24 protein-coding genes and 3 tRNA genes are annotated in these 24,396 nt (G+C 63.0%); 9 read left to right on the top strand and 18 right to left on the bottom strand.

Annotated elements, in window-relative coordinates; genetic code table 11:
* Positions 1 to 51 precede the first annotated feature (51 nt).
* From ybgF to AC25M7_RS20440, 15 genes are all read right to left on the bottom strand, one after another.
* Positions 52 to 861: a tol-pal system protein YbgF gene (gene ybgF / locus AC25M7_RS20510; protein WP_028690580.1), complete on the bottom strand. Its 810-nt coding sequence runs from the start codon at positions 859 to 861 to the stop codon at positions 52 to 54.
* A 6-nt stretch (positions 862 to 867) separates the two neighbouring features.
* Complete coding sequence (gene pal, locus AC25M7_RS20505; RefSeq protein ID WP_028690581.1) at positions 868 to 1,365, bottom strand: peptidoglycan-associated lipoprotein Pal; 498 nt, start codon at positions 1,363 to 1,365, stop codon at positions 868 to 870.
* Between the two features lie 54 nt (positions 1,366 to 1,419).
* Entirely contained in the window at positions 1,420 to 2,670 is a 1,251-nt protein-coding gene (gene tolB, locus AC25M7_RS20500) for a Tol-Pal system beta propeller repeat protein TolB (RefSeq protein WP_051555667.1), read from the bottom strand.
* 47 nt (positions 2,671 to 2,717) lie between these two features.
* Positions 2,718 to 3,794: a cell envelope integrity protein TolA gene (gene tolA, locus AC25M7_RS20495; protein ID WP_036986087.1), complete on the bottom strand. Its 1,077-nt coding sequence runs from the start codon at positions 3,792 to 3,794 to the stop codon at positions 2,718 to 2,720.
* Positions 3,794 to 4,246: a protein TolR gene (gene tolR / locus AC25M7_RS20490; RefSeq protein ID WP_011535155.1), complete on the bottom strand. Its 453-nt coding sequence runs from the start codon at positions 4,244 to 4,246 to the stop codon at positions 3,794 to 3,796. Before tolR ends, tolA begins: the two co-directional genes overlap by 1 nt.
* Before the next feature lie 14 nt (positions 4,247 to 4,260).
* Positions 4,261 to 4,956 carry a protein TolQ gene (gene tolQ, locus AC25M7_RS20485; protein ID WP_028690584.1) on the bottom strand — a complete coding sequence of 232 codons (696 nt, stop codon included), beginning with the start codon at positions 4,954 to 4,956 and terminating at the stop codon, positions 4,261 to 4,263.
* Positions 4,957 to 4,958: 2 nt separating this feature from the next.
* The gene (ybgC, locus tag AC25M7_RS20480; RefSeq protein ID WP_062361235.1) at positions 4,959 to 5,411 is read right to left on the bottom strand and encodes a tol-pal system-associated acyl-CoA thioesterase; all 453 of its coding nucleotides are present in this window, start codon (positions 5,409 to 5,411) and stop codon (positions 4,959 to 4,961) included.
* 125 nt (positions 5,412 to 5,536) lie between these two features.
* Positions 5,537 to 6,583, bottom strand: a complete 1,047-nt coding sequence (ruvB, locus tag AC25M7_RS20475; protein WP_088852273.1) for a Holliday junction branch migration DNA helicase RuvB — start codon at positions 6,581 to 6,583, stop codon at positions 5,537 to 5,539.
* Positions 6,580 to 7,197 carry a Holliday junction branch migration protein RuvA gene (ruvA, locus tag AC25M7_RS20470; RefSeq protein WP_062361237.1) on the bottom strand — a complete coding sequence of 206 codons (618 nt, stop codon included), beginning with the start codon at positions 7,195 to 7,197 and terminating at the stop codon, positions 6,580 to 6,582. The genes ruvB and ruvA overlap by 4 nt, the downstream gene beginning before the upstream one ends.
* 103 nt (positions 7,198 to 7,300) lie before the next feature.
* Positions 7,301 to 7,825, bottom strand: a complete 525-nt coding sequence (gene ruvC / locus AC25M7_RS20465; protein WP_028690587.1) for a crossover junction endodeoxyribonuclease RuvC — start codon at positions 7,823 to 7,825, stop codon at positions 7,301 to 7,303.
* A 133-nt stretch (positions 7,826 to 7,958) separates the two neighbouring features.
* Positions 7,959 to 8,711, bottom strand: coding sequence for a YebC/PmpR family DNA-binding transcriptional regulator (locus AC25M7_RS20460; RefSeq protein WP_028690588.1), 753 nt, complete (start codon positions 8,709 to 8,711; stop codon positions 7,959 to 7,961).
* A 110-nt stretch (positions 8,712 to 8,821) separates the two neighbouring features.
* A complete protein-coding gene (gene aspS, locus AC25M7_RS20455; protein WP_028690589.1) occupies positions 8,822 to 10,597 on the bottom strand; it encodes an aspartate--tRNA ligase in 1,776 nt (591 codons plus the stop codon).
* Positions 10,598 to 10,691: 94 nt separating this feature from the next.
* Complete coding sequence (locus tag AC25M7_RS20450; RefSeq protein ID WP_003254776.1) at positions 10,692 to 10,913, bottom strand: FmdB family zinc ribbon protein; 222 nt, start codon at positions 10,911 to 10,913, stop codon at positions 10,692 to 10,694.
* Positions 10,914 to 11,002: 89 nt separating this feature from the next.
* Positions 11,003 to 11,323 (bottom strand): ribbon-helix-helix domain-containing protein, encoded by a 321-nt coding sequence (locus tag AC25M7_RS20445; RefSeq protein ID WP_051555674.1) that lies wholly within the window; start codon positions 11,321 to 11,323, stop codon positions 11,003 to 11,005.
* Positions 11,324 to 11,516: 193 nt separating this feature from the next.
* Entirely contained in the window at positions 11,517 to 11,990 is a 474-nt protein-coding gene (locus AC25M7_RS20440) for a Dps family protein (RefSeq protein ID WP_028690591.1), read from the bottom strand.
* 267 nt (positions 11,991 to 12,257) lie between these two features.
* Here AC25M7_RS20440 and AC25M7_RS20435 point away from each other — a divergent pair, with 267 nt between their 5' ends.
* On the top strand, positions 12,258 to 12,851 hold the full coding sequence (locus AC25M7_RS20435; RefSeq protein WP_028690592.1) for a cold-shock protein: 594 nt from the start codon (positions 12,258 to 12,260) through the stop codon (positions 12,849 to 12,851).
* Between the two features lie 18 nt (positions 12,852 to 12,869).
* Here the strand turns inward: AC25M7_RS20435 and AC25M7_RS20430 are convergent, their stop codons facing one another.
* Together AC25M7_RS20430 and AC25M7_RS20425 are read right to left on the bottom strand one after the other, a co-directional pair.
* Positions 12,870 to 13,082, bottom strand: coding sequence for a SlyX family protein (locus AC25M7_RS20430; RefSeq protein ID WP_036986089.1), 213 nt, complete (start codon positions 13,080 to 13,082; stop codon positions 12,870 to 12,872).
* Between the two features lie 2 nt (positions 13,083 to 13,084).
* Complete coding sequence (locus AC25M7_RS20425) at positions 13,085 to 13,504, bottom strand: HIT family protein (protein ID WP_486971398.1); 420 nt, start codon at positions 13,502 to 13,504, stop codon at positions 13,085 to 13,087.
* Between the two features lie 761 nt (positions 13,505 to 14,265).
* Here AC25M7_RS20425 and AC25M7_RS20420 point away from each other — a divergent pair.
* From AC25M7_RS20420 to AC25M7_RS20410, 3 genes are all read left to right on the top strand, one after another.
* The gene (locus tag AC25M7_RS20420) at positions 14,266 to 15,561 is read left to right on the top strand and encodes an OprD family porin (protein ID WP_050704469.1); all 1,296 of its coding nucleotides are present in this window, start codon (positions 14,266 to 14,268) and stop codon (positions 15,559 to 15,561) included.
* Between the two features lie 157 nt (positions 15,562 to 15,718).
* Entirely contained in the window at positions 15,719 to 17,434 is a 1,716-nt protein-coding gene (locus AC25M7_RS20415; RefSeq protein ID WP_486971397.1) for a proline--tRNA ligase, read from the top strand.
* A 21-nt stretch (positions 17,435 to 17,455) separates the two neighbouring features.
* Positions 17,456 to 18,409 carry a hypothetical protein gene (locus tag AC25M7_RS20410; RefSeq protein ID WP_028690597.1) on the top strand — a complete coding sequence of 318 codons (954 nt, stop codon included), beginning with the start codon at positions 17,456 to 17,458 and terminating at the stop codon, positions 18,407 to 18,409.
* Positions 18,410 to 18,440: 31 nt separating this feature from the next.
* On the opposite strand, the gene dinB is transcribed toward AC25M7_RS20410, so the two are convergent.
* On the bottom strand, positions 18,441 to 19,499 hold the full coding sequence (gene dinB / locus AC25M7_RS20405; protein ID WP_199522813.1) for a DNA polymerase IV: 1,059 nt from the start codon (positions 19,497 to 19,499) through the stop codon (positions 18,441 to 18,443).
* Positions 19,500 to 19,709: 210 nt separating this feature from the next.
* On the opposite strand from dinB, the gene AC25M7_RS20400 reads away from it, so the two are divergent.
* The 5 genes from AC25M7_RS20400 (at position 19,710) to AC25M7_RS20380 (ending at position 24,381) form a co-directional block, all read left to right on the top strand.
* Positions 19,710 to 19,786: transfer RNA gene (locus tag AC25M7_RS20400), tRNA-Met, on the top strand.
* 135 nt (positions 19,787 to 19,921) lie between these two features.
* Positions 19,922 to 19,998 (top strand) — tRNA-Met (locus AC25M7_RS20395).
* 124 nt (positions 19,999 to 20,122) lie between these two features.
* Positions 20,123 to 20,199 (top strand) — tRNA-Met (locus AC25M7_RS20390).
* A gap of 247 nt (positions 20,200 to 20,446) precedes the next feature.
* Positions 20,447 to 23,089, top strand: coding sequence for a bifunctional lysylphosphatidylglycerol flippase/synthetase MprF (mprF, locus tag AC25M7_RS20385; protein ID WP_028690599.1), 2,643 nt, complete (start codon positions 20,447 to 20,449; stop codon positions 23,087 to 23,089).
* Positions 23,089 to 24,381: a virulence factor family protein gene (locus AC25M7_RS20380; RefSeq protein WP_069016694.1), complete on the top strand. Its 1,293-nt coding sequence runs from the start codon at positions 23,089 to 23,091 to the stop codon at positions 24,379 to 24,381. Before mprF ends, AC25M7_RS20380 begins: the two co-directional genes overlap by 1 nt.
* Positions 24,382 to 24,396: the final 15 nt, after the last annotated feature.

Here is a 24,396-nt window from a genome sequence, read left to right as displayed (position 1 = left end):
TTCTAACGAAAAAACCCGCGGCAGGCGCGGGTTTCTTCATCAACGGATCGCTCAGAGCTTCTGCAGGTCGCGCTGGGCCAGTTGTGCGGCGGAAGTGCCGGGGTACTGGGTGATGACCTGCTGCAGGATGCCCTTGACCTTGTCGGTGTGGCCCATGCGGCGCTCGACATCGGCCAACTTGTACAGCGAGTCCGGCACCTTGCTGTGTTTCGGGTACTTCTGGCCGACTTCGGCGAAGGCCTGGCTGGCGCCTTGCAGGTCGCCCTTGGCCAGGTTGACCTCGCCAAGCCAGTACTGGGCATTGCCGGCGTACTGGCTGTTGGGGTACTTGCGCAAGAAGGCGTTGAAGGCCTGGCTGGCCTTGTCGAAGTCCTTCTGCTTGATCAGGTCGAAAGCGGCGTCGTAATACAGCTTCTCTTTCGCCGGATCACCCGGCTCGCTGCTGGCGGCCGGTGGCTGCGCGGCGCTGGCGCCGGCGGCGGCACCCGTGGCTGCGTTGTTCGCGCCACCGGTGGAGGAATTGTCTGGAGTCGCGGCAGGCGCGGCACCGCTGCTGATGCGGCGGTCGAGATCCTGGTAGCGCTCGAGGTTTTCCTGCTTCATGCGCGACACATCGTTCTGCAACTCTTCGATGATGCCTTGCTGGCGGGAAATCTGGTCCTGCATCTGCTGCAGCTGCATGAACAGCTGGCCATTTGCAGAAGCAGGGGCCGAAGCCCCTGCTCCGGCATAGGCGCCGCTCGTGCCATAACCCGCAGGTGGATAGCCACCCGCGTTGTCATCTACTACGGGAACCGCAGCCCACGCCGAAAGGGGCAGGCTGAGTGCGAGGACGGTTACAGCACGACGGCACATACGCATAAGAACTTACTTACGCAGTTCTACGCGACGGTTCTGAGCCCAGGACTGCTCGTCGTTGCCGGTGGCAACTGGACGCTCTTCGCCGTAGGAAACCAGTTCCAGTTGAGCAGGGGAAACGCCCTGCAGAACCAGGTAGCGCTGAACGGCCTTGGCACGACGCTCACCCAGAGCCATGTTGTACTCGCGGGTGCCGCGCTCGTCGGTGTTGCCTTCCAGAACAACGCGGTTGCCGTTGGCTTTCAGGTCCTTGGCGTGAACGTCCAGGGAGCGCATGGCTTCTGGCTTCAGATCCGAGCTGTCGTATTCGAAGTAGAAGGTGGTGATTGCGCGCAGGGCGGCTTCTTCGCTCAGGGAGCCGTCGACAGCGCCAGTGTTGGCACCGTAGCCAGCGTTCGGGTCAACAGCGCCTTCACCAGCGTTGTCACCGCCCTTCGAGGAGCAACCTACAGCTACGGCCATGGCCAGAGCCAGCGCAGCGAATTTACCAAACTTCAGCATTTCCATCGTGAAACTCCTAATGAAACCCCAGTGTGTTAAGCAAAAAATGTTACGCCGCAATCAGTTCAGGTAAGGGGACCAGGACGGTTCTCTGACTTCGCCTTGAGCGGTAGGAAGTGGGAGCCTCACACGGCCGTTAAGCGACACGAGCATCAAGACTCCCCGGCCCTGCTGGCGGGTGGCGTAGATTAGCATGGTGCCGTTTGGCGCAACAGTGGGAGACTCATCAAGACTGGTCTCGGAGAGAATCTTTACACTTCCGCGTTGCAGGTCCTGAGCGGCCACCTTGAAGTTGGTGAAGCCCTGCTGGCGATGGATCATCACCAGGGTCTTCTCGTCCGCCGACAGTTTCGGGTTGGCGTTGTAGTTGCCAACGAAGGTCACGCGCTCGGCACCACCGCCACCAATCGACTGTTTATAGATCTGCGGCTTGCCGCCACGGTCGGAGGTGAAGTACAGGGTGTTGCCATCCTTGCCCCAGAACGGCTCGGTATTGATGCCCGGGCCTGCGGTCACGCGAGTGATCTGGCGCGAGGCCACGTTCATCACGTAGATGTCCGGGTTGCCATCCTTCGACAGCACGAACGCCAGACGGGTACCGTCAGGCGACCAGGCTGGAGCGCCGTTCAGGCCTTCGAAGTTGGTAATCTGCTCGCGGCGGCCGGTGTCGATGTGCTGGATGAAGATGCGCGGGCGCTTCTGCTCGAACGAGACATAGGCGATACGCTTGCCATCCGGCGCGAAACGCGGCGACAGGATCGGCTCACGCGACTGCAACAGGGTCACTGCACGGGCACCGTCGTAGTCCGAACGCTGCAGGGTGTAACGGGTGTTGTTGGTCGAGAAACGCTCGGCGGTCACGTACAGCATGCGGGTGGAGAACGCACCCTTGATCCCGGTGAGCTTTTCGAACGACTGATCGGCGATGTAGTGAGCCATGTCGCGCAGCTGGTCGACGCCGCCAGCAACACTGCCGGTCAGCACTTGCTGCTCGGTGGCGACGTTGAACAGCGCGTAGCTCACCTGCAGGCGACCACCTGCCGGCACGATGTTGCCGACCATGACGTACTGGGCGCCCAGGGCTTTCCAGTCACGGAAGATCACTTCGCTGGCCTGGGTAGGCAGGCTGATCATGTTCTGCCGCGGAATCGGCCCGTAGTAACCGGAGTTGCGCAGGTCGTTGCTGATGATGTCAGCCATGTCCTCGGGCAGCACGCTGCCGCCCTGCACGCCGAACGGCACTACCGCAATGGGAGTTGCCCGGTCGCTACCACTGGTGACCAGGATGTTCTTTTCTTCTGCCATGGCCATGCCTGCCACGCAGCAGAGCAAGACCAGGAGTCCTCTCAGACGTTTAATCACAACGCTAGATCCTCAGGTGTAAATGTCATCTTGAATGAACGATACGGATTGAAATCGCTCGGCTTCAAGCCCTGCATCTCGGTCAACCGACCAATGTTCTTCACCGCGGCCACGGCCGAGCTGTCGAACGGGCCGTCGCCGCTGGACTTGGCCACACTCACGTTGGTGATGGTGCCGTCCGGCAGCATGTTGATCTGCAGAACTACCGTCATGCCCTTGCGCGCAGATGGCGGACGCGCCCAACCTTCGGCCGCGCGCATGCGAATCAGGTCGTCGAAGTCGCCGGCCACCTGGTCACCCTGCTCGTCGGCCAGCGCCTGCTGCCGCTCGGTGGTGTCGGACAACAGCTCGGCGAGCGCCTGGGCCTTCTTGTCTTCCGCCGCCTTGCGAGCCGCTTCCTGTGCCTTTTTCTTCTGGGCGTCTGCCGCGGCCTTTTTCTTGGCCTCTTCAGCTGCCTTCTTCTTCGCCTCCTCGGCCGCCGCTTTCTTCTTGGCGTCCTCGGCTGCTTTTTTCTTCGCGTCTTCGGCGGCTTTCTTCTTCGCCTCTTCCGCGGCTTGTTTCTTGGCTTCTTCCTCGGCCTGCTTCTTGGCCTCTTCCTCAGCCTTCTTCTTGGCGATGTCGGCCTGTTGCTTTTCAGCGGCCTTCTTCGCTTCCTCGGCTTTCTTGGCCTCGGCGGCTTTCTTCTGCTCGGCGGCCTTGGCGGCCTCCTCAGCCTTCTTCGCCTCGGCGGCTTCGCGAGCCTCCTCGGCCTTTTGAGCGGCGTCGGCTTTCTTTTGTTCCGCGGCCTTCACGGCCTCCTGCTCGACCTTCTTCTGCTCCATCTGCTCGACCTCGGTCTGGCGCGAAGCGGTCTTCTTCGCCTCCCCGGCAATCTTCTGATTGGTCTGGGTAGTCGCCTGACTCTTGGACTTGAGCTGGTAAAGCGTGGCCTGGACGATAGGTTTGGCAGGCGGCAGCTCTGGCGTCATGGCGAAGCTGACGAACAGCATGCCGAACACCAGCACATGCAGCGCAATGGCCCAGACACTGGGCCAGAAGTAGCTTTCCGAGGCGGATGGCTCTCGCTGTTGCATCAGGGCGCCTCGGTAATCAGGCCAACGTTACCGACACCGGCCTTCTGCAACCCGCCCATGGCGCCCATGACCGCGCCGTAGTCGACGGCCTTGTCGCCACGGATGAAGACCTGGGTCTGCTTGCCCTGATCACGGCCGGCGGCGATGATCTTGGTCACCGCCCCAGTCATTTCCGGCAAGGTCATGGCCTTGTCCATCTGCTTGTCGGTGTCGACTTCGCTGCCAAGGTTCCAGTAGTAGGTCTTGTCGGCCTTGATCGAAATGGTCAGGACCTGGACGTTGTTGTCCTGCGGCAGGGCTTCGCTGGAAACCTTGGGCAGGTCCACCTTCACGCCCTGATTGAGCATGGGGGCGGTCACCATGAAGATGACCAGCAGCACCAGCATCACGTCGATGTAGGGCACCACGTTCATCTCGGCGACCGGCTTGCGTTTGTGGCGAACTCGGGCCATGGGTTTCTACCTGATCACTCTTCGCTGGTGTGTACTTTGCGGTGCAGGATCGCCTGGAACTCATCGGCGAAGGTGTAGTAGCGGCCAATCAGCACTTCACTGCGCGCGGCAAAACGGTTGTAGGCGATAACGGCGGGGATCGCGGCGAACAGGCCGATCGCGGTGGCAACCAGCGCCTCGGCGATGCCGGGTGCCACGGTGGCCAAAGTAGCCTGCTGGGCGCTGGCCAGGCCGCGGAACGAGTTCATGATGCCCCATACGGTACCGAACAGGCCGATGTACGGGCTGGTGGAACCGACGGTGGCCAGGAACGGCAGGCTCTGCTCAAGCTTCTCTTCCTCGCGGGAGATGGCTACGCGCATGGCACGACCGACACCTTCCATGACCGCGTCCGGGTCGACACCCGGCTGCTGGCGCAGGCGCGAGAACTCCTTGAAGCCGGCGCGGAACACCTGCTCGACACCCGAGTCCGGATCAGGGTTGCTGCCCGCCTGACGGTAGAGCTTGGACAGGTCGATGCCTGACCAGAAACGCTCTTCGAAAGCGTCCAGAGCACGACGACCGGCGCGCAGCATGGTGCTGCGCTGGAAGATCATGATCCAAGAGGTCACCGAGGCTGCCACGAGGGTCAGCATCACCAGCTGAACCACGATACTGGCATTGGCGACCAGGCTCCACATGGAGGTATGGTCGACGACGTTTGCTTCCACGCTTATTCTCCTGCGTTCGATTGAGTACCCGTGCCGTCCGCCAGGAAGGCGTCGCGCAGTTCTGGCGGAATGGCCCGGGGTTTGAAAGTGTCGGCGCGCACGGCGGCCACCAGGAACTGCCCCTCGCAGAGCAGCACTTCATCCTGTGTTCGCCACACCTGCTGCACGAAGCGCAGGCTGGCACGATTCAATTCAAGCACTTGCGCGGTCACCCGCAGCTCATCGTCCAGGCGGGCCGGCGCGTGATAGCGCGCCTCGCTGGAATGGACCACGAACAACAGGTTGTCCTGCGCCAGCTGGGCCTGGGAGAACCCAAGGTGCCGCAGCCGCTCGGTGCGGGCGCGCTCCATGAACTTGAGGTAGTTGACGTAATACACCACGCCACCGGCGTCGGTATCCTCGTAATAGACGCGACAACGGTGTGCGAACGGTTCCAGCCCATTTTGCGCGCGCATACTCTAGTGGTTACTCCTGAACTTGCCAATCCGCCCCGGCAACTGTTTTTGCATCGATAATGTCGTATTGCCAGCGAGCCTGCGCCGTGCCAGCGGTAGGACCACGAAAAACCCGATTTGATCTGTCATATGTCGTCCTCGGCGGCATATTCACCACCTTCGCAGAAGCGCCCGGGGATGTTCAGGCCGAAATGCAGGTAGGCGTGCCGGGTCACCACGCGGCCTCGCGGAGTACGCATGATGTAGCCCTGCTGGATGAGATAGGGCTCGAGCACGTCCTCGATGGTGTGACGCTCCTCGCCGATCGCCGCGGCAATGTTGTCGAGCCCCACCGGGCCGCCGTCGAACTTCTCGATCATGGTCAGCAGCAGACGGCGGTCGGAATGATCAAAGCCACGTTCGTCGACATCCAGCAGGTTCAGCGCCATGTCCGCGACCGCCTTGGTGATTTCGCCCTTGCCACGCACTTCGGCAAAGTCGCGCACCCGCCGCAGCAGGCGATTGGCGATGCGTGGCGTCCCCCGCGCCCGGCGGGCGATCTCGAAGGCGCCCTTGTCGTCCATCGGCAGCCCGAGAATGCCGGCCGATCGGCTGACGATGGTGGCCAGGTCCTTGTTGCTGTAGAACTCCAGGCGCTGGACGATGCCGAAACGGTCGCGCAGCGGGTTGGTCAGCATGCCGGCACGGGTGGTGGCGCCGACCAGGGTGAACGGCGGCAGGTCGAGCTTGATCGAGCGCGCGGCGGGGCCTTCGCCGATCATGATGTCCAGCTGGAAGTCTTCCATTGCCGGGTAGAGCACTTCCTCGACCACCGGCGACAACCGGTGGATCTCGTCGATGAACAGCACGTCATGGGGTTCGAGGTTGGTCAGCATCGCCGCCAGGTCACCCGGGCGTTCGAGAATCGGCCCCGAGGTGCTCTTGACCGACACGCCCATCTCCTGGGCGATGATGTTGGCCAGGGTGGTCTTGCCCAGGCCTGGCGGGCCGAAGATCAGGGTATGGTCGAGGGATTCGTTGCGCCCGCGCGCGGCCTGGATGAATAGCGCCATCTGCTCGCGCACCACCGGCTGGCCGATGTATTCGTCCAGGCGCAGCGGGCGGATCGCGCGGTCCTGGACTTCTTCACGGTCGCGGCCACTGGCGGCGATCAGGCGGTCGGTCTCGATCACTTGGCAATCATCCCTTTAAGGCTGCGACGGATCAGTTCCTCGCTGCCAAGGCCAGCCTTGTCCTTGATCGCGGCAATCGCCTTGCTCGCTTCCTGTGGCTTGTAGCCCAGGGAGACCAGGGCGCTGACCGCGTCGGCCTCGGCCGAGGACTCGCTGGCCACCGGCAGCGGGCCGTCGGAGACCAAGGTGAACATCGCCGGGGAGGTTTCCCACGCCTTGAAGCGATCCTTGAGCTCGACCAGCAGGCGCTCGGCGGTTTTCTTGCCGACGCCGGGCACGCGCACGAGGACCGAGGCGTCCTGGGCCTGCACACAGCGCACCAGCTCGTCCACTTCCAGGCCGGACATCAGCGCCAGCGCCAGCTTCGGCCCCACGCCGTTGAGACGGATCAGCTCGCGGAACAGCTCGCGCTCGCGCTTTTCGGCAAAACCATAGAGCAGGTGGGCATCTTCGCGCACCACCAGGTGGGTGTGCACGGTCACTGGCTCGCCGACCTTGGGCAGGCGGTACAGGGTAGTCATCGGCACTTCCAGCTCATAGCCTACGCCGTTGACGTCGATAATCAGGTGCGGCGGCTGTTTTTCCGCCAGGGTGCCACGCAAACGTCCAATCACGTTCCTTCCTCTCGGGCGCCGGTCGAAAACCGGTCCACCCTATCAGCAAATGCGCCGGGAGCGCGCGCCACCCGGACAAAATGTGTATCAGCGCATGAAGCGGTTACAGACGCAAGCGCCCGCCACGCCGCCGCGCTGTCGCCAACCCATGGGGAATCAGGCTGGAACGGGTATGGGCGTGGCACAGGGCGATGGCCAGGGCGTCGGAGGCGTCGATCTGCGGTTTCTGGGTCAGCTTGAGCAGGTGCATAACCATCATCATCACCTGCTCTTTATTGGCCCCGCCGGTGCCGGCAACGGCCTGCTTGACCTGGCTTGCGGTGTACTCGGCGATCTCCAGGCCGGCCTCGGCCGCAGCGACGATGGCCGCGCCCCGGGCCTGGCCCAGTTTGAGCGCCGAGTCGGCGTTGCGCGCCATGAACACCCGCTCGATGCCCATGGTCACCGGGCCATGCTCGCGGATGATCTCGCTCACCCCGCGAAAGACGATCTGCAGGCGCTCGTGCAGCTCGCCGCCGCCGGTGCGGATACAACCCGACGCCACGTACTCGCAGCCACGGGCGGTCTGGCGGACCACGCCGAAGCCGGTGATGCGCGAGCCAGGGTCGATACCAAGAATGAGAGTCATAACGCCTACAAAGATGTGCGAATTTGCCGGCCATATCGCAGGACAAGCCCGCCCCCACAAAACCTACACCGCCATCTGGCGCACGTCTTGTGGGAGCGGGCTTGCCCCGCGATCAAGCCGATAGCCGAAACGATCAGCCCAGCGTTTCCATGATCTCATCGGAGATCTGTGCATTGGAGTAGACGTTCTGCACGTCGTCCAGGTCCTCGAGCATGTCGATCAGCTTGAGCACCTTCTCCGCGCCGTCCTTGTCCAGCTCGGCACTGGTGGTCGGCTGCATCACGATCTCAGCGTCCGAGGCCTTGAAGCCAGCCTCTTCGAGCGCATTGCGCACGGCATAGAAACTGTTGAACGAAGTGAACACCTCGAAGGAGCCATCGTCGTTGGCCACCACGTCATCGGCGTCGGCCTCCATCGCGGCTTCCATCAGCGCCTCCTCGTCGACCGCAAGCTCGGCGGCGAAGCTGATCTGCCCCTTGCGCTCGAACAGGTAGGCCACCGAACCGTCGGTGCCCAGGTTGCCACCACACTTGGTGAAGGCATGACGCACGGCGGCGGCGGTACGGTTGCGGTTGTCGGTCATGGCCTCGACCATGATCGCCACGCCGCCCGGGCCGTAGCCCTCGTAGCTCAGCTCTTCGACGTTGTCGCTTTCGTTGGTGCCGGCACCACGGGCCACGGCGCGATCGATGATATCGCGGCTCATGTTGGCACCCAGGGCCTTGTCCAGCGCCAGGCGCAGCCGCGGGTTGGAGGCCGGGTCAGGACCGCCCTGCTTGGCCGCGACGGTCAGTTCGCGGATCCACTTGGTGAAGACCTTGCCTCTCTTGGCATCCTGGCGCTCTTTGCGGTGCTTGATGTTCGCCCACTTGGAATGACCAGCCATAACGACTCCGAATCCTTGAAACAGAAACAGGTTCCGCCCCGAAGGGCGGAACGTGAAGAATCCTGCGCCTCAAGCGCGGGGGCACCCCGTTGCCGGGGCGCCCCGGTCGATCACTCGACCTTGGTCTGCTCGCGCAGACGGATGTGCAGTTCACGCAGGGCCTTGGCGTCGACCATGCCCGGGGCCTGGGTCATGACGCAGGCGGCGCTCTGGGTTTTCGGGAAGGCGATCACTTCACGGATCGACTGGGCGCCGGTCATCAGCATGACCAGGCGGTCCAAGCCGAAGGCCAGGCCACCGTGAGGCGGCGCGCCGAACTTCAGAGCGTCGAGCAGGAAGCCGAACTTCTCTTCCTGTTCTGCCGCTTCGATACCCAGCAGGCGGAAGACCGCTTGCTGCATCTCTTTACGGTGGATACGAATCGAACCGCCACCCAGCTCGGTGCCGTTCAGGACCATGTCGTAGGCACGCGACAGCGCGGTGGCCGGGTTGGCCTCCAGCTCTTCAGGGGTGCACTTCGGCGCGGTGAACGGGTGGTGCAGCGCGGTGAAGCTGCCGTCTTCGTTCTCTTCAAACATCGGGAAGTCGACGACCCACATCGGCGCCCACTCGCAGGTCAACAGCTCGAAGTCGTGGCCCAGACGGATACGCAGCGCGCCCAGGGCCTCGCTGACGATCTTGAACTTGTCGGCACCGAAGAACACGATGTCGCCATCCACGGCACCCACGCGGTCGAGGATGTTGTTGAGGTTGGCCTCGGGGATGTTCTTGACGATCGGCGACTGCAGACCCTCGACACCCTTGGCGCGCTCGTTGACCTTGATGTAGGCCAGGCCCTTGGCACCGTAGATGCCGACGAACTTGGTGTACTCATCGATCTTGCTGCGCGGCATGCTGGCGCCGCCTGGCAGGCGCAGGGCGGTGACGCGGCACTTCGGATCGTTGGCAGGGCCGGCGAAGACCTTGAAGTCGACGTCTTTCAGCTGGTCAGCGACGTCCACCAGCTCCAGCGGAATACGCAGGTCCGGCTTGTCGGAACCGTAGCGGCGCATGGCTTCTTCGAAGGTCATGTGCGGGAATTCACCGAACTCCAGGTCCAGCACTTCCTTGAACAGCTTGCGGATCATGCTTTCGGTCAGGCCCATGATCTCGGACTCGTCGAGGAAGCTGGTCTCGATGTCGATCTGGGTGAATTCCGGCTGGCGGTCGGCGCGCAGGTCTTCGTCGCGGAAGCACTTGGCGATCTGGTAGTAGCGGTCGAAGCCGGCGACCATCAGCAGCTGCTTGAACAGTTGCGGCGACTGCGGCAGAGCGAAGAAGCTGCCAGCGTGGGTGCGGCTCGGCACCAGGTAGTCGCGCGCGCCCTCAGGGGTGGCGCGGGTCAGGATCGGTGTTTCGACATCAAGGAAGCCGTTCTCGTCGAGGAAGCGACGGATGCTGCTGGTGATGCGCGAACGCAGGCGCAGCTTGTCGGCCATTTCCGGACGGCGCAGGTCGATGAAGCGGTAGCGCAGGCGGGTTTCCTCGCCGACGTCGGAGTATTCGTTCAGCGGGAACGGCGGGGTTTCCGCTTCGTTGAGCACGTTCAGCTGGTAGCCGAGGATCTCGATGGCGCCCGAGGCCATGTTGGCGTTCACCGCGCCTTCTGGGCGCTTGCGCACCTTGCCGGTGATCTGCACGACATATTCGCTGCGCACGCGGTCGGCGGCGGCGAAGGTTTCGGCGCGATCCGGGTCGAACACGACCTGGGCCATGCCTTCGCGGTCACGGATATCGAGGAAAATCACCCCGCCGTGGTCGCGGCGACGATGGACCCAGCCGCAAAGGGTGACTTCCTGGCCGTCCAGGGACTCGTTCAGTTGGCCGCAATAATGGCTGCGCATCATGATCGTGGTTTCGCTTCTCGTGATTCGTGTGTTCGGTGGAGGTCTTGGCCGCCCAAGGGGCTAATACTGCAAGACCCGGCGGGTGCAATTCAACTCAGTCGGCCTTGTCGCCGCCTGCCAGATTCTTTTTTGCCCCGGTCTTGAAGTCGGTCTCGTACCAGCCGTTGCCACTCAGGCGAAAGCCGGGGACCGACAGCAGCTTCTTCAATGCCGGCGCCTGACACGCCGGGCAATCGGTCAGCGGCGCGGCACTGATCTTCTGCAACACCTCCATTCGGTGTTCGCAGGATGCACATTGATAGTCATACAGGGGCATGGGTGTCTCTCGTCAACCACATCGCACGCTGCCCAGGGCAGCAAAGAGCGGGATTATATATGGTAAAGAAGAGCAGCGCAGCCCGGCGATCAGTGCGCGTCCCGCGCTTCCTGCAGCCAGGCGACACAGATCACCCTGACCAAGCCGCTGAAATTGCGCACCCCACCATGACGCAGGTGCACCTCACGATCCACATAGGACAGCACGGCGCTCACCGAACAGCGGTTGGCCTGGGCGATGCGCTCCAGGATGCGCCAGTACACCACCTCCAGGCGCAGGCAGGTGGCAAAGCCGTTGAGCCGCACCGAGCGTGACACGGGGCCGGCCTGGGCCATATCGAAATCCCGCCTGAACGGATCAATCCGGGGACTGCCTCCCCCCTGCCTTGCATTGCCATCGATACCACGCATCGGATCGCCCATCGCACCGCCCCATCGTCACGAAACACACCCCGTTCGTCAGCAAACGGGTCCATGACCGTCATGAAGCGCCACCCACCAGGCCGATAGCAGCGGCAAAGCCTTCCCCACAAACACCCGGGCCCGATACCGCCGAACGGTATCGGGCCCGGGTGCATTCGGCAGAACGACAAGCAACCGGCAATCAGTTCCCGTCGAGCAGGACCCGCAACATCCACGCCGTTTTCTCGTGGACCTGCATGCGCTGGGTCAGCAGGTCGGCGGTCGGCTCATCGCTGACCTTGTCCACCACCGGGAAGATGCTGCGCGCGGTGCGCACCACCGCCTCCTGCCCCTGCACCAGTTGGCGGATCATTTCCTCGGCAGGCGGCACCCCCTCCTCTTCCTTGATGGAGGAGTGGCGGGCATAGAAGGCGTAGGAACCCGGTGCCGGGAAGCCCAGGGCACGAATGCGCTCGGCAATCGAATCGACCGCCAGGGCCAGCTCGTTGTATTGCTCCTCGAACATCAGGTGCAGAGTACGGAACGACGGACCGGTGACGTTCCAATGGAAGTTATGGGTTTTCAGATACAGCACATAGGTATCCGACAACAGGCGGGACAACCCATCGACGATGGACTTGCGATCTTCTTCACTGATACCGATATCGATTGCCATGAAGCTCCCCTTTCCATAAGGCTTGATCATCAAGCGGGCAGCAAACACTCTAACAAGAGTTGCCGCCCGGCGCATGCGGCACAGGGCCGCCCGTGCCAACCGGTTTGAGAAGCCTGCGCCTTTGCTGTTAAATAGGCAGTGTGCCACCCGTGCGGATTGTCAGTGCCGGGTGCATAGGCTGGGCCGCCACGTTTTCGCGCCTACCGTTCACGCGCACCGTGCGACCAGCTCATCCTGTGATCGGCCTTATCAATGTGAGCCAAACCAATGTTCAAGATCGTCCATCTGGTGACGGGCCTGGCGGCGTTGCTGCTATCGCTCATACCCAGCCTGAAAGCTGACGCAACACCCTTCCTGCAACAACCCGAAGCCGTCTACCTGGCGCTGCTCGGGCTGCTCAACCTGGTCATCGCCCCGGTACTGCCGCAGTACTACAAAGGCATGCGCCAGCAATTGCAACACGCCGCCAGCCTGCTGCTGGTGCTGGCCGTGGTGCTGCAGACCGTCACCCTGCTGGCCCGCCCGGAGCTGGGCAACCTGCCTGCCCTGGCCTGTGCTGTCCTGGCCTGCGCCCTGCACCTGATTGCCGGCTTCGTTCGCGGCACGCGAAAGGCCCGCTCCACGCAAGGCACTTCGCATGACGCCGGCAATCGCGATACCGGCACCGTGAAGTGGTTCAACACCTCCAAGGGCTTCGGCTTCATCTCCCGCGACTCCGGTGACGATATCTTCGTGCACTTTCGCGCCATCCGCGGCGAAGGCCACCGGGTGCTGGTCGAAGGCCAGCGCGTGGAGTTCTCGGTGATGCACCGCGACAAGGGCCTGCAGGCCGAAGACGTGGTCGCCGTCGCCCGCCGCTGACCCTTTGCGCCGCCGCGCTCAATAATGAGGCGGCGGCGCTTCTTCTTCCCCGCCGCCCTGCTGGCCGGCCATTTCCTCGTAGCGCTTGATCAGCTCCGCCATTTGCAATTGCAAGCGTTCGATCACTCGACTTTGCTCGACAATCACATCATTGAGCGCCTGCAAGCTGTCGTCCTGGAACGCCTGACGGGTCTCCAGTTCGACCATGCGCATTTCCAGCTCCTGCGACATCCTCAAGCCCCCTTGAAGCTTTCGCCCAGCAGCGCACGCACGTGCTGGCGAATGCCGTCGATCTGTTCCTGGGTGTAGCCGATGGCCGGCACCTTGCCCCAAACCGGGGCAGGCCAGGCAGCATCACCCTGGCGGCGCACGATCACATGCATGTGCAACTGGCTGACCACGTTACCCAACGCCGCGACATTCATCTTGTCGGCGGTAAAGGCATCCTTCAGCGCTTCGGCCAGGGCGGTGGTCTCGACCCACAGTTGCTGCTGGTCGGCCTCCTCGAGCTCGAACACTTCGGTGATATCGGCGCGACGCGGCACCAGAATGAACCAAGGGTAGTTGGCATCCTTGCTCAGCAGCAGGCGGCACAGCGGCAGGTCGCCCAGTACTAGGGAATCCTCCTGCAGACGCGAATCGAGAGTGAACACGGCAAACCTCCTTAAAGCGATTCTGCCCTTCCGAGCGGTCGGGCACAGGCGCGCAAGGATACTCCGCTTCGACCGCTGCCACACCCGTCGACGTCGATCCTGGGCATTTGTGGCACGCGAATGACAACATCAACGCCCTGCTTCGGTAACACTGCGCTACTTTTCGCACCAAAATGATGCCGCTCGCCAGACCTTCGCCACACATCCTTCACATAAAACAGCCAGGATAAACAATCGGCGGTAACACCTTGACTTGGAAGGCAGCTTCACAAGCAAACACAAGGAGGGATCGCGACCCACCGACGAACCGGTCGCGCCCCGTGTTTGCGGAGGTTTCCCAGCCCCGCTCAAGGCAAATGTGAAAATTTCATCAAGCGTTCGTGATTTTGAGCACGCTTGTTGCATTCGTTTCACGCCAAGTCGGCACGACCCCTGCATTGCAGGGTGGACGCGACAAATAACAACAGCGGCATCGGATAAACCAGGGAGTTTCACAAGCCGTACTTTGTATTTATACAAAAATGACGGTTTCGAGACAGCGCTGGAGTTGTACGCCCTTATATGACAGGCGTGATTTGCGACATGGAGACAACCAACAGCGACATGGCCATAAAGTTACCGAAAGGTTGTTTCTGCCCATATCGCCAAGAATAGTCCGCGTGATATACATTTTCGCCGACATAACAAGAAAGAGCCGGCCCCATAACTAAAATACCCGGGTGCGGCGGTACTCTTCCTAAAAACCAAAGGAGCAAATCACGATGCGCGTGATGAAGTGGAGCATGATCGCCCTGGCCGTAGCGGCAGGGACTTCGCAGCTGGCTATCGCCTCTTCGCAGGATGAGTCCAAGGGCTTCCTCGAAGACAGCAAACTCAACGTCAAGACCCGGATGCTGTACTTCAGCCGTGACTTCCGCAACAACGACCGGGATGACGAGGGCAACCGTCAAAGCCGCGCCGAAGAGACCGGCCTGGGCTTTGTCGGCACCTACGAGTCCGGCTTCACCCAAGGCACCGTGGGCGTAGGCTTCGACGCCGTCGGCATGCTTGGCCTGAAACTGGACAGCGGCAAAGGCCGCGCTGGCACCGGCCTGTTCCCCACCGCTCTCGATGGCCGCTCCCAGGACGACTACTCGAAGGCTGGCGCAGCAGCCAAATTCCGTATTTCCGACACCGTACTGAAGGTCGGCGATCAGTTCACCGCCTTGCCGGTCTTTGCTACCGATGACAGCCGCCTGCTGCCCGAAATTGCTCAAGGCGGCCTGATCACCAGCAACGAGATCAAAGGCCTTACCCTGCACGCCGGTCGCTTCACCAGCCTGACCGCTCAAGCAGAAACCAACCGTGACAGCTTCCGCCTCAAGGAAGCCGATGTCCTGGGTGGCACCTACGCCATCACCGACAGCCTGAGCACCAGCGTCTACTACTCGCACGTCGAGGATCACTTCCGCAAATGGTACGGCAACGTCAACTGGGCACTGCCGATCAGCGACAAGCAAGGACTGGTGTTCGACTTCAACATCTATGACACCAAGTCCATTGGCCAGAACCTGACTGGCGCCTGGGTCAAGAAGGCCGACGGCTCCAACAAACTTGACAACATCGCCGCCAGCCTCTCGGCCGCGTACAACATCGGCGCCCACACCTTCACCCTGGCTTTCCAGAAAGTCAGCGGCGACGGCGACTACGCCTATGGCGTAGATGGCGGCGGTACCGTGTTCCTGGCCAACTCCATCGCACGTTCGGACTTCAACGCCGAAGACGAGAAGTCCTGGCAGGCACGCTACGACCTGAACTTTGCCGAGTACGGCATCCCAGGCCTGACCTTCATGACCCGTTACGCACGCGGTACCGACGCCAAGACCCGCACCACCGATAACGGCTCGGAGTGGGAACGCGATATCGACGTCAAATACGTCCTGCAGGAAGGCCCGGCCAAAGACTTGAGCTTCCGCGTACGTCAAGCCACCTACCGATCCGCGGATGGTGTCTACTACGGCTCCAGCTCGATCGACGAACTGCGCCTGATCGTCGAGTACCCGCTGAGCATCCTGTAAGCCCGCGCTTGCATTGCTCTGCAAATGAAGAAGCCCGGCAATTGCCGGGCTTTTTCCTGGCTGACAGAAAAGCCTGACTGCTGCATTCTGTACGCTTTCGTTTCGCCCCCGTACAATGCGGGGTCATTTCACATTCAGGCAATCGACACGGCCCACCATGCGCACCAGTCAATATTTGCTCGCCACCCAGAAAGAAACCCCTGCCGATGCAGTGGTCATCAGCCACCAGCTCATGCTGCGTGCCGGCATGATCCGCAAACTGGCCTCTGGCCTGTACACCTGGCTGCCGATGGGCCTGCGGGTGATGCGCAAGGTCGAAGCCGTGGTCCGCGAGGAAATGAACGCCGCCGGTGCCCTCGAAGTGCTGATGCCGAGCATCCAGCCGGCTGAACTGTGGCAGGAATCCGGCCGCTGGGAGCAATACGGCCCCGAGCTGCTGCGCCTGAAGGATCGCCACCAGCGCGAATTCTGCGTCGGCCCGACCCATGAAGAGGTCATCACCGACCTAGCGCGCAACGAGCTGTCCAGCTACAAGCAGCTGCCGCTGAACATGTACCAGATCCAGACCAAGTTCCGTGACGAGATCCGTCCGCGCTTCGGCCTGATGCGCGGCCGCGAGTTCATCATGAAGGACGCCTACTCCTTCCATGCCGACCAGGCTTCCCTGCAGGAAACCTACGACCGCATGCACCTGGCGTACTCCAACATCTTCACCCGCCTGGGCCTGGACTTCCGTCCGGTGCAGGCCGATACCGGTTCCATCGGTGGCAGCTACTCCCACGAGTTCCACGTGCTCGCCTCCTCCGGCGAGGACGACGTGATCTTCAGCGACACCTCCGACTACGCCGCCAACATCGAGAAGGCCGAGGCCATCCCGCGTGAAACCGTGCGTCCGGCGCCGACCGAAGAGCTGCGCCTGGTCGACACCCCGAACGCCAAGACCATCGCCGAACTGGTGGAAAACTTTGGCCTGGCGATCGAGAAGACCGTCAAGACCCTGATCGTGCATGGCGCCGAGGAAGGCAAGCTGGTCGCCCTGATCGTCCGTGGCGACCACGAACTCAACGAGATCAAGGCCGCCAAGCTGGAACAGGTCGCCGATCCGCTGGTGATGGCGTCCGACGCCGAGTTGCGCGCCGCCATCGGTGCCGGCGCAGGCTCCCTCGGCCCGCTGAACCTGCCGCTGGAGTGCATCATCGACCGCTCGGTCGCCCTGATGAGCGACTTCGGCATCGGCGCCAACATCGACGACAAGCACTACTTCGGCGTCAACTGGGAGCGCGACCTGCCGGTTCCACAGGTCGCCGACCTGCGCAACGTGGTCGAGGGCGACCCGAGCCCGGACGGCCAGGGTACCCTGGTGATCAAGCGCGGCATCGAAGTCGGCCACATCTTCCAGCTCGGCACCAAGTACAGCGAGGCGCTCAAGTGCCAGGTACTGGGTGAGAACGGCAAGCCTGTGGTGCTGTCCATGGGCTGCTACGGCATCGGCGTGTCCCGCGTGGTTGCCGCCGCCATCGAGCAGAGCTATGACGAAAAAGGCATCATCTGGAACGACGCCCTGGCCCCGTTCCAGATCGCCCTGGTACCGCTGCGCTACGAAACCGACGTAGTCCGCGAAGCCACCGACAAGCTGTATGCCGAACTGACCGCCGCCGGCTACGAGGTACTGCTGGACGACCGCGACAAGAAGACCAGCCCCGGCATCAAGTTCGCCGACATGGAGCTGATCGGCATTCCGCACCGCATCGTCGTCAGCGACCGGGGCCTTGCCGAAGGCAACCTGGAGTACAAGCACCGCACCGAATCGGAGGCCCAGGCACTGCCGCTCGATGACGTGCTGACCTTCCTGCAGGCCCGCATCAGCCGCTGATAACCCGTTACGCGAGTGATCATGTCCAAGCGAAGTACCTACACCCTGGGGGGCGCCGCACTGTGCGGCGCCCTGCTCCTCGGCGGCTGCGCCAACCAGATGTCCCAGCGCAGCGATCATGAGGAGCGCGTCGAGCGCAAACTGCTCGAGCACAGTCTGCAGATCGATGTCGGCGAGCCGAAGGTGATGGAGCTTCCGCAACGACGTGTACGCATCCATGAGCTCAAGCGCTTCGAGGTCACCGAGTTCGAGGTGACCCGCCGCTACGACCGCTACACCCCCTACCAACCCTGGCGGGAGATCTACGAGATCCCGCTGGGCGCAGTGGCGGTGGTGGCCGGCGTTGGTGCCAACGTGGTCAACGTGTTCGCTCTGGGCAACCTGCCGGACAGCGTCACCCACGACTGGCTCAGCTATGGCCTGGCGGGGGTCAACCCGTTCATGAACGTGCAGTCCAACGGTCGCGCCCAGCAGAACCTGGCCGGCATCGACGAGATCGAGAAGGGCAAGCGCGAGGAGTCCATCAGCCTGCCGTGGAACGAACGTCTGGTCGAGGTCAAAGCCGGCAAGATGACTCACGAGCTGACCACCGACAAGAACGGTGTGCTACGCCTGAACCTGCTCGATAGCCCGTTCTCCGAGCAGAACCTCAACCATATCGGCACCCTGCACCTGCAGGTGGTCGACGAGGACAACCAGGTGCGCGGCGATGCCAGCCTGCTGGTCAGCGGCAACCTGCGCGGCAAGCTGCTCGAGGCCCATGAGCTGATCTTCGACGATCTCGAGGACGATGATGTCGGTCAGTGGGTCCACCGGGTGAAGCGCCTGTCGGAACTGGGTCTGGAAGAAGAAGCCAGTGAACTGGAGCAGAGCCTGATCGAGCTGACCCGCAACGATCCGGAGCTGCAACAGGAGTTCCTGCAGACACTGACCAAGGCCACCGGGCGCCTGGTGGCCGATCCGGGCGCGCAGTAATACGAAAAAGGGCTGCTTTGCAGCCCTTCTTCTATATATCTGCGAACAACTCCAACTGCTCATGCGCCCCGCGCAGATCGCGCAGCCTCACGCCAACGCCCAGCAAACGTACCGGCTTGCCACCCCGGGCAAACGCCTGGCTCAGCAACTGCCGGTAACTTTCCAGATCCCTCCCCGCCCCCGCCTGCTCCAGGGTGGTCTGGCTGAAGTCATGGAACTTGACCTTGACGAAGGGCTTGTCGGGCCGATAGCTGCTGTCCATCCGCGCAATCCGCTCGTTCAGGCTGGCCAGCAACTCCGGCAGTCTATCCAGGCAACTGTTCAAGTCGGGCAGGTCATGGTCATAGGTGTTCTCGACGCTGACTGACTGCCGCCGGCTGTCGTTCTGCACCGCACGCTCGTCGATCCCCCGCGCCAGCCCCCACAAGCGCTCGCCGAAACTGCCGAACTCGCGAACCAACGCCAGCCGCGACCAGTCGCGCAGCGACAGGCAGGTATCGATCCCCAGCCGCGAAAGCTTGTCCGCTGTCACCTTGCCAACCCCATGCAAGCGCGCCACCGGCAGATGGGCAACGAACGCCTCCACCTGGTCCGGGGTAATGACAAACAGGCCGTTGGGCTTGCGCCAGTCACTGGCAATCTTGGCCAGGAACTTGTTCGGCGCCACACCGGCAGAAACCGTGATGTGCAACTGCCGGGCCACCCGACGGCGAATGTCCTCGGCAATCCGTGTGGCGCTGCCGGCGAACCATTGGCTGTCACTGACATCCAGGTAGGCCTCGTCCAGGGACAGCGGCTCGATCAACTCGGTGTAGTCGCGAAAGATCGTATGGATCTCCCGCGACGCCTCGCGGTAGGCCTCGAAGCGCGGCTTGACGATCTCCAGGTCCGGACACAGCTTCAGGGCATGCCCGGACGCCATCGCCGAACGAACCCCGTAGGCGCGCGCCTCATAGTTGCAGGTGGCAATCACCCCGCGCTGCCCAGGCTGCCCGCCCACCGCCATGGGTCGACCGACCAGGCGCGGGTCGTCACGCATCTCGATGGCGGCGTAGAAACAGTCACAATCAATGTGGATGATCTTGCGCAGGGACATGGACGACAGCCACTACTGTAAATTCATACAGATAGTATCCCATGCCCCTGCCACGAAACAGCCTGCGCGGGACGATCGGCCTGCAAGCCCCGTCGCGACTGAGCCGCGTGCCGATTTGAGACGCTAAGGGTTTGAACAAAAAAGGATTTTTTTGAATTAATGCTTGACACCGGAAAGGAAATCCGTAGAATTCGATTCCACAGGCGCGGGATGGAGCAGCCTGGTAGCTCGTCGGGCTCATAACCCGAAGGTCGTCGGTTCAAATCCGGCTCCCGCAACCAGATTCAAAAAAAGGCCACTGTTTCGACAGTGGCCTTTTTTATTGTCTCTTGATTATCGATCAGTAAAAACATTCGAAAAATCAAACAGTAACGCTTGACTCCCAGTACAAAATCCGTAGAATTCGATTCCACAGGCGCGGGATGGAGCAGCCTGGTAGCTCGTCGGGCTCATAACCCGAAGGTCGTCGGTTCAAATCCGGCTCCCGCAACCAGATTCAAAAAAAGGCCACTGTTTCGACAGTGGCCTTTTTATTGTCTGTTGATCAGCCAAGCGACGTTGTACTTAATGTACGCACTTGACAACTCACGGCCAATCCGTATAATGCGCCCCTCTGACGCGGGATGGAGCAGCCTGGTAGCTCGTCGGGCTCATAACCCGAAGGTCGTCGGTTCAAATCCGGCTCCCGCAACCATATTCGTCAGAACGAACCCCGCCTATCGCAAGATAGCGCGGGGTTCGTTGCATTCAGCGCCCTGTAAAAGACAATCCTCCCCGCCCTCCTCGCTCCCATGCCGACCCTGCGGCTGAATGAACTATCTTTAACTATCCTGAAACAGATTAAGACGCCGGCCCGGAGTAATATTCGGATACGTTTTCCAAAGGGACTTTCACTTGGCCGTACCTCGCCTCCACCTCGCGCAGACTGCACGAGGCACCCCATGACCGCCCCCACTCCCGAAACCCAGGCGCCATTGACAGCGGCCCTGCCCACGGCGGCTCAGCGCCTGCCCTGGCTGGAGCGGCTGAGCAAGTACCGCCAGCCCATTGGGCTGGCAGTGACCTTGGTGTTGTTCGCCATGGGCCTGATTGCCTGCCGTCACCTGCTGAGCGAGCTGGATATCTACGCGCTGCATGACGCCATGCTCGAAGTACCGGCACGTTCGCTGATCGGCGCAATACTGGCCACCGTGATCGGTTTCGTGATCCTGCTGGGCTACGAATGGTCCGCCAGCCGTTATGCGGCCGTGCAACTGCCACCCCGCATCCTGGTGCTCGGCGGCTTCAGTGCCTTCGCCATCGGCAACGCCATTGGCCTGTCGATGCTGTCCGGCGGATCGGTCCGATATCGCCTCTATGCGCGCCAAGGCCTGGGCGCCGCGGAAGTCGCGCGCATGACGGTGTTTGCCAGCCTCTCGCTGGGATGCGCCCTCCCCCCCCTGGCTGCCCTGGCCACCCTGAGCGACTTGCCGGCGGCGGCAACCGCGCTACGTCTGCCCGCGCCACTGCTGGGCGGGATTGCAATTGCCGTGCTGGTGGCCGCCGCAGCCGTGGTGATGGGCCTGTATCGCCGGCGCCTACCCGAACAACCATTGGCCGACAGCCTGATGGTGCAGTTCGGCCGTCGTACTCTGCGCCTTCCGGGTGCGCGCCTGACCGCGCTGCAACTGCTGATCACTGCCCTGGATGTCGCCGCCGCCGCCACCGTGCTTTATCTGCTGCTACCGGAAGCGCCGCCGTTCGGCGCCTTCGTGCTGGTCTACCTGCTGGCCCTCGCCGCCGGCGTGCTCAGCCATGTGCCGGGCGGCGTCGGCGTGTTCGAGGCGATCCTGCTGGCGGCCTTTGCCAACCAGCTGGGGGCCGCGCCACTGGCTGCCGCGCTGCTGCTGTACCGGCTGATCTACGTGGTCCTGCCACTGTTGCTGGCCTGTGTGCTGTTGCTGGCCAACGAGGCCCGGCGCCTGATGGTCGCCCAGCAGGCGATCCGCGCCGCCTCCGGCCTGGCCGCGCCGGTGCTGGCAATCCTGGTGTTTCTCTCCGGTGTGGTGCTGCTGTTCTCCGGCGCCACCCCGGAGATCGACAGCCGTCTGGAACACATGGGTTTTCTGATTCCGCACCGCCTGATCGATGCCTCGCACTTCGGTGCCAGCCTGATCGGCGTGCTCTGCCTGCTGCTCGCCCAGGGCCTGCGCCGGCGCCTTTCGGCCGCCTGGCTGCTGACCACGGTGCTGCTGCTGGTGGGCGCGGTGCTGTCGCTGCTCAAGGGCTTCGACTGGGAAGAAGCCAGCCTGATGTGCTTCACCGCCGCCCTGCTCGCCCTGTTCCGCCGCTCGTTCTACCGCCCCAGCCGTCTGCTGGAGCTCCCGTTCTCGCCGGTGTACCTGGTAGCCAGCGCCTGCGTGGTCGGTGCCTCGGTGTGGTTGCTGCTGTTTGCCTATCAGGACGTGCCCTACACCCACAAGCTGTGGTGGCAATTCACCCTCGACGCCGACGCGCCGCGCGGCCTGCGCGCCGCCCTCGGCAGCGCCGTGCTGCTGGTGATCGTCGCCCTGACCTGGCTGCTACGCACCGCCCGCCCGGTCATCCATCTGCCAACCGACGACGAGTTGCAACGCGCCAACCGCATCCTGCTGGCTTCCGACCAGCCCGACGGCGGCCTGGCCCTGACCGGCGACAAGGCGCTGCTGTTCCACCCCAACGACAACGCCTTCCTCATGTATGCCCGCCGTGGCCGCAGCCTGGTGGCCCTGTACGATCCGATCGGCCCGGCCCAGGAGCGCGCCGAGATGATCTGGCAGTTCCGCGACCTGTGCGACCTGCATCATGCACGCCCGGTGTTCTACCAGGTACGCGCGGAGAACCTGCCGTTCTACATGGACATCGGCCTGACCGCGATCAAGCTCGGCGAAGAGGCCCGGGTCGACCTGCGGCGCTTCGACATCGAAGCCAAGGGCAAGGAGATGAAGGACCTGCGCTACACCTGGAACCGAGGCGGGCGGGACGGGCTGAGCCTGGAGATCCACGAGCCTGGTCAAGCGCCGCTGGCCGAGCTCAAGGAAATCTCCGACGCCTGGCTCGACGGCAAGAATGTGCGCGAGAAAGGCTTCTCCCTCGGTCGCTTCAGCCCCGAGTACCTGCAGCATTTCCGCATCGCGCTGATCCGCTTCCAGGGCCGTCCGGTGGCCTTCGCCAACCTGCTGGAAACCCGCAGCAACGAACTGGCCAGCCTCGACCTGATGCGTGCGCACCCTGAGGCACCGAAACTGACCATGGAATTCATGATGGTCGGCCTGATCCTGCACTACAAGAGCCATGACTATGGCCGATTCAGCCTGGGGATGGTCCCTCTCTCCGGCTTGCAGCCACGCCGTGGCGCCCCCTTGACCCAGCGTCTGGGCTCGATGGTGTTCCAGCGCGGCGAGCAGCTCTACAACTTCCAGGGCCTGCGGCGCTTCAAGGACAAGTTCCAGCCGGACTGGGAACCCCGCTACATGGCCGTGCCGGCCGGGCTCGACCCGCTCGTGGCGCTGGCTGATACTGCCGCCCTGATCGCTGGCGGCCTGACTGGATTGGTGAAACGTTGATGATCCGACGCTATTGGCTGTACGTACTGATTCCCCTGCTGCTGGCCGTGCTGGCCGGCGGCGCGGCCTTCTGGCTGTGGACCCGGCCGGCGCCCGAGGCGCGCCTGGAGCACCTCACCCTCGACGACGGCAGTGCCCTGACCCGCGCCACCCCCGGCGTGCACGCCAAGGCCCGGGTGGCCATCGGCGTGCCCCAGGCCCAAGCCCTGACCGACAAGCAACTGCTCGATCTCAGCCAGGCCGGCGAGGCTCAGCTGGTGCAGGTGATCCTGCCGCCCGCCGACTGCGCCAAGCAGCAGGCGGCGATGGACCAGGCCCTCACCCGCCTGGCCGACAAACCGACCCTGGTCGCCGGCATCGGCCCGGGCGCGGCCCAGGCTTGGCGCTGGCTGGCCGCACAAGGCGACGACGAGGCCCGGGCCATCTCGGTGGACTTTACCGTCGAGCAGCCCGGCTGCCAGGTCGCCCTGCCCAAGTCCGCCGCCCACGGCCACTGGAACGTGGCCTGGAACGACAACCCGGATGACGCCAGCGCCGCCTTCGTGCGCGACCAGGCCAACGCCGAGACCAGCATCGCCGACTACGACATCCACCTGCCCCAGGTGCTCAAGGCCCAACTGACCCAGGCCTTGGTCGGCCATGACGGCAACGCCCTGGCGATCCCAGTGGTGGAAGTTCCGGCCGGGCAGACCACCGACACCGTGACCCTGTTCCTTTCCGGCGACGGCGGCTGGCGCGACCTGGACCGCGACGTGGCCGGCGAGATGGCCAAGCTCGGCTACCCGGTGGTCGGCATCGACACCCTGCGCTATTACTGGCAGCACAAGACCCCGGAACAGAGCGCCGCCGACCTGTCCGAACTGATGCAGCACTACCGCCAGAAATGGGGCACCAAGCGCTTCGTGCTGACCGGCTACTCGTTCGGCGCCGATGTGCTGCCGGCCATCTACAACCGCCTCTCCGAGGAAGACCAGAAGCGTATCGACGCGGTGATCCTGCTGGCCTTCGCCCGCAGCGGCAGCTTCGAGATCGAGGTGGAGGGCTGGCTGGGCAAGGAAGGCCAGGAGGCGCCGACCGGACCTGAGATGGCCAGGTTGCCAGCAGCGAAGGTGGTGTGCATCTATGGCGTCGAAGAGACCGACGAGAGCGGCTGCACTGACAAGACAGCCGTGGGCGAGCGCATGAAGCTGCCGGGCGGCCATCACTTCGACGAGAACTACCCGGCGCTGGCCAAGCGCCTGATCGGCGAGATCGAGACCCGCCAGGGAAAGGCCAACGTCGCTGAAAAATGACAGGGAAAAGGGCCG

It is taken from the genome of Pseudomonas sp. P106(2024), from assembly GCF_057480815.1.
The sequence above is the reverse complement of the archived record's forward strand: the minus strand, read 5'-3'. Positions and strand labels throughout refer to the sequence as shown.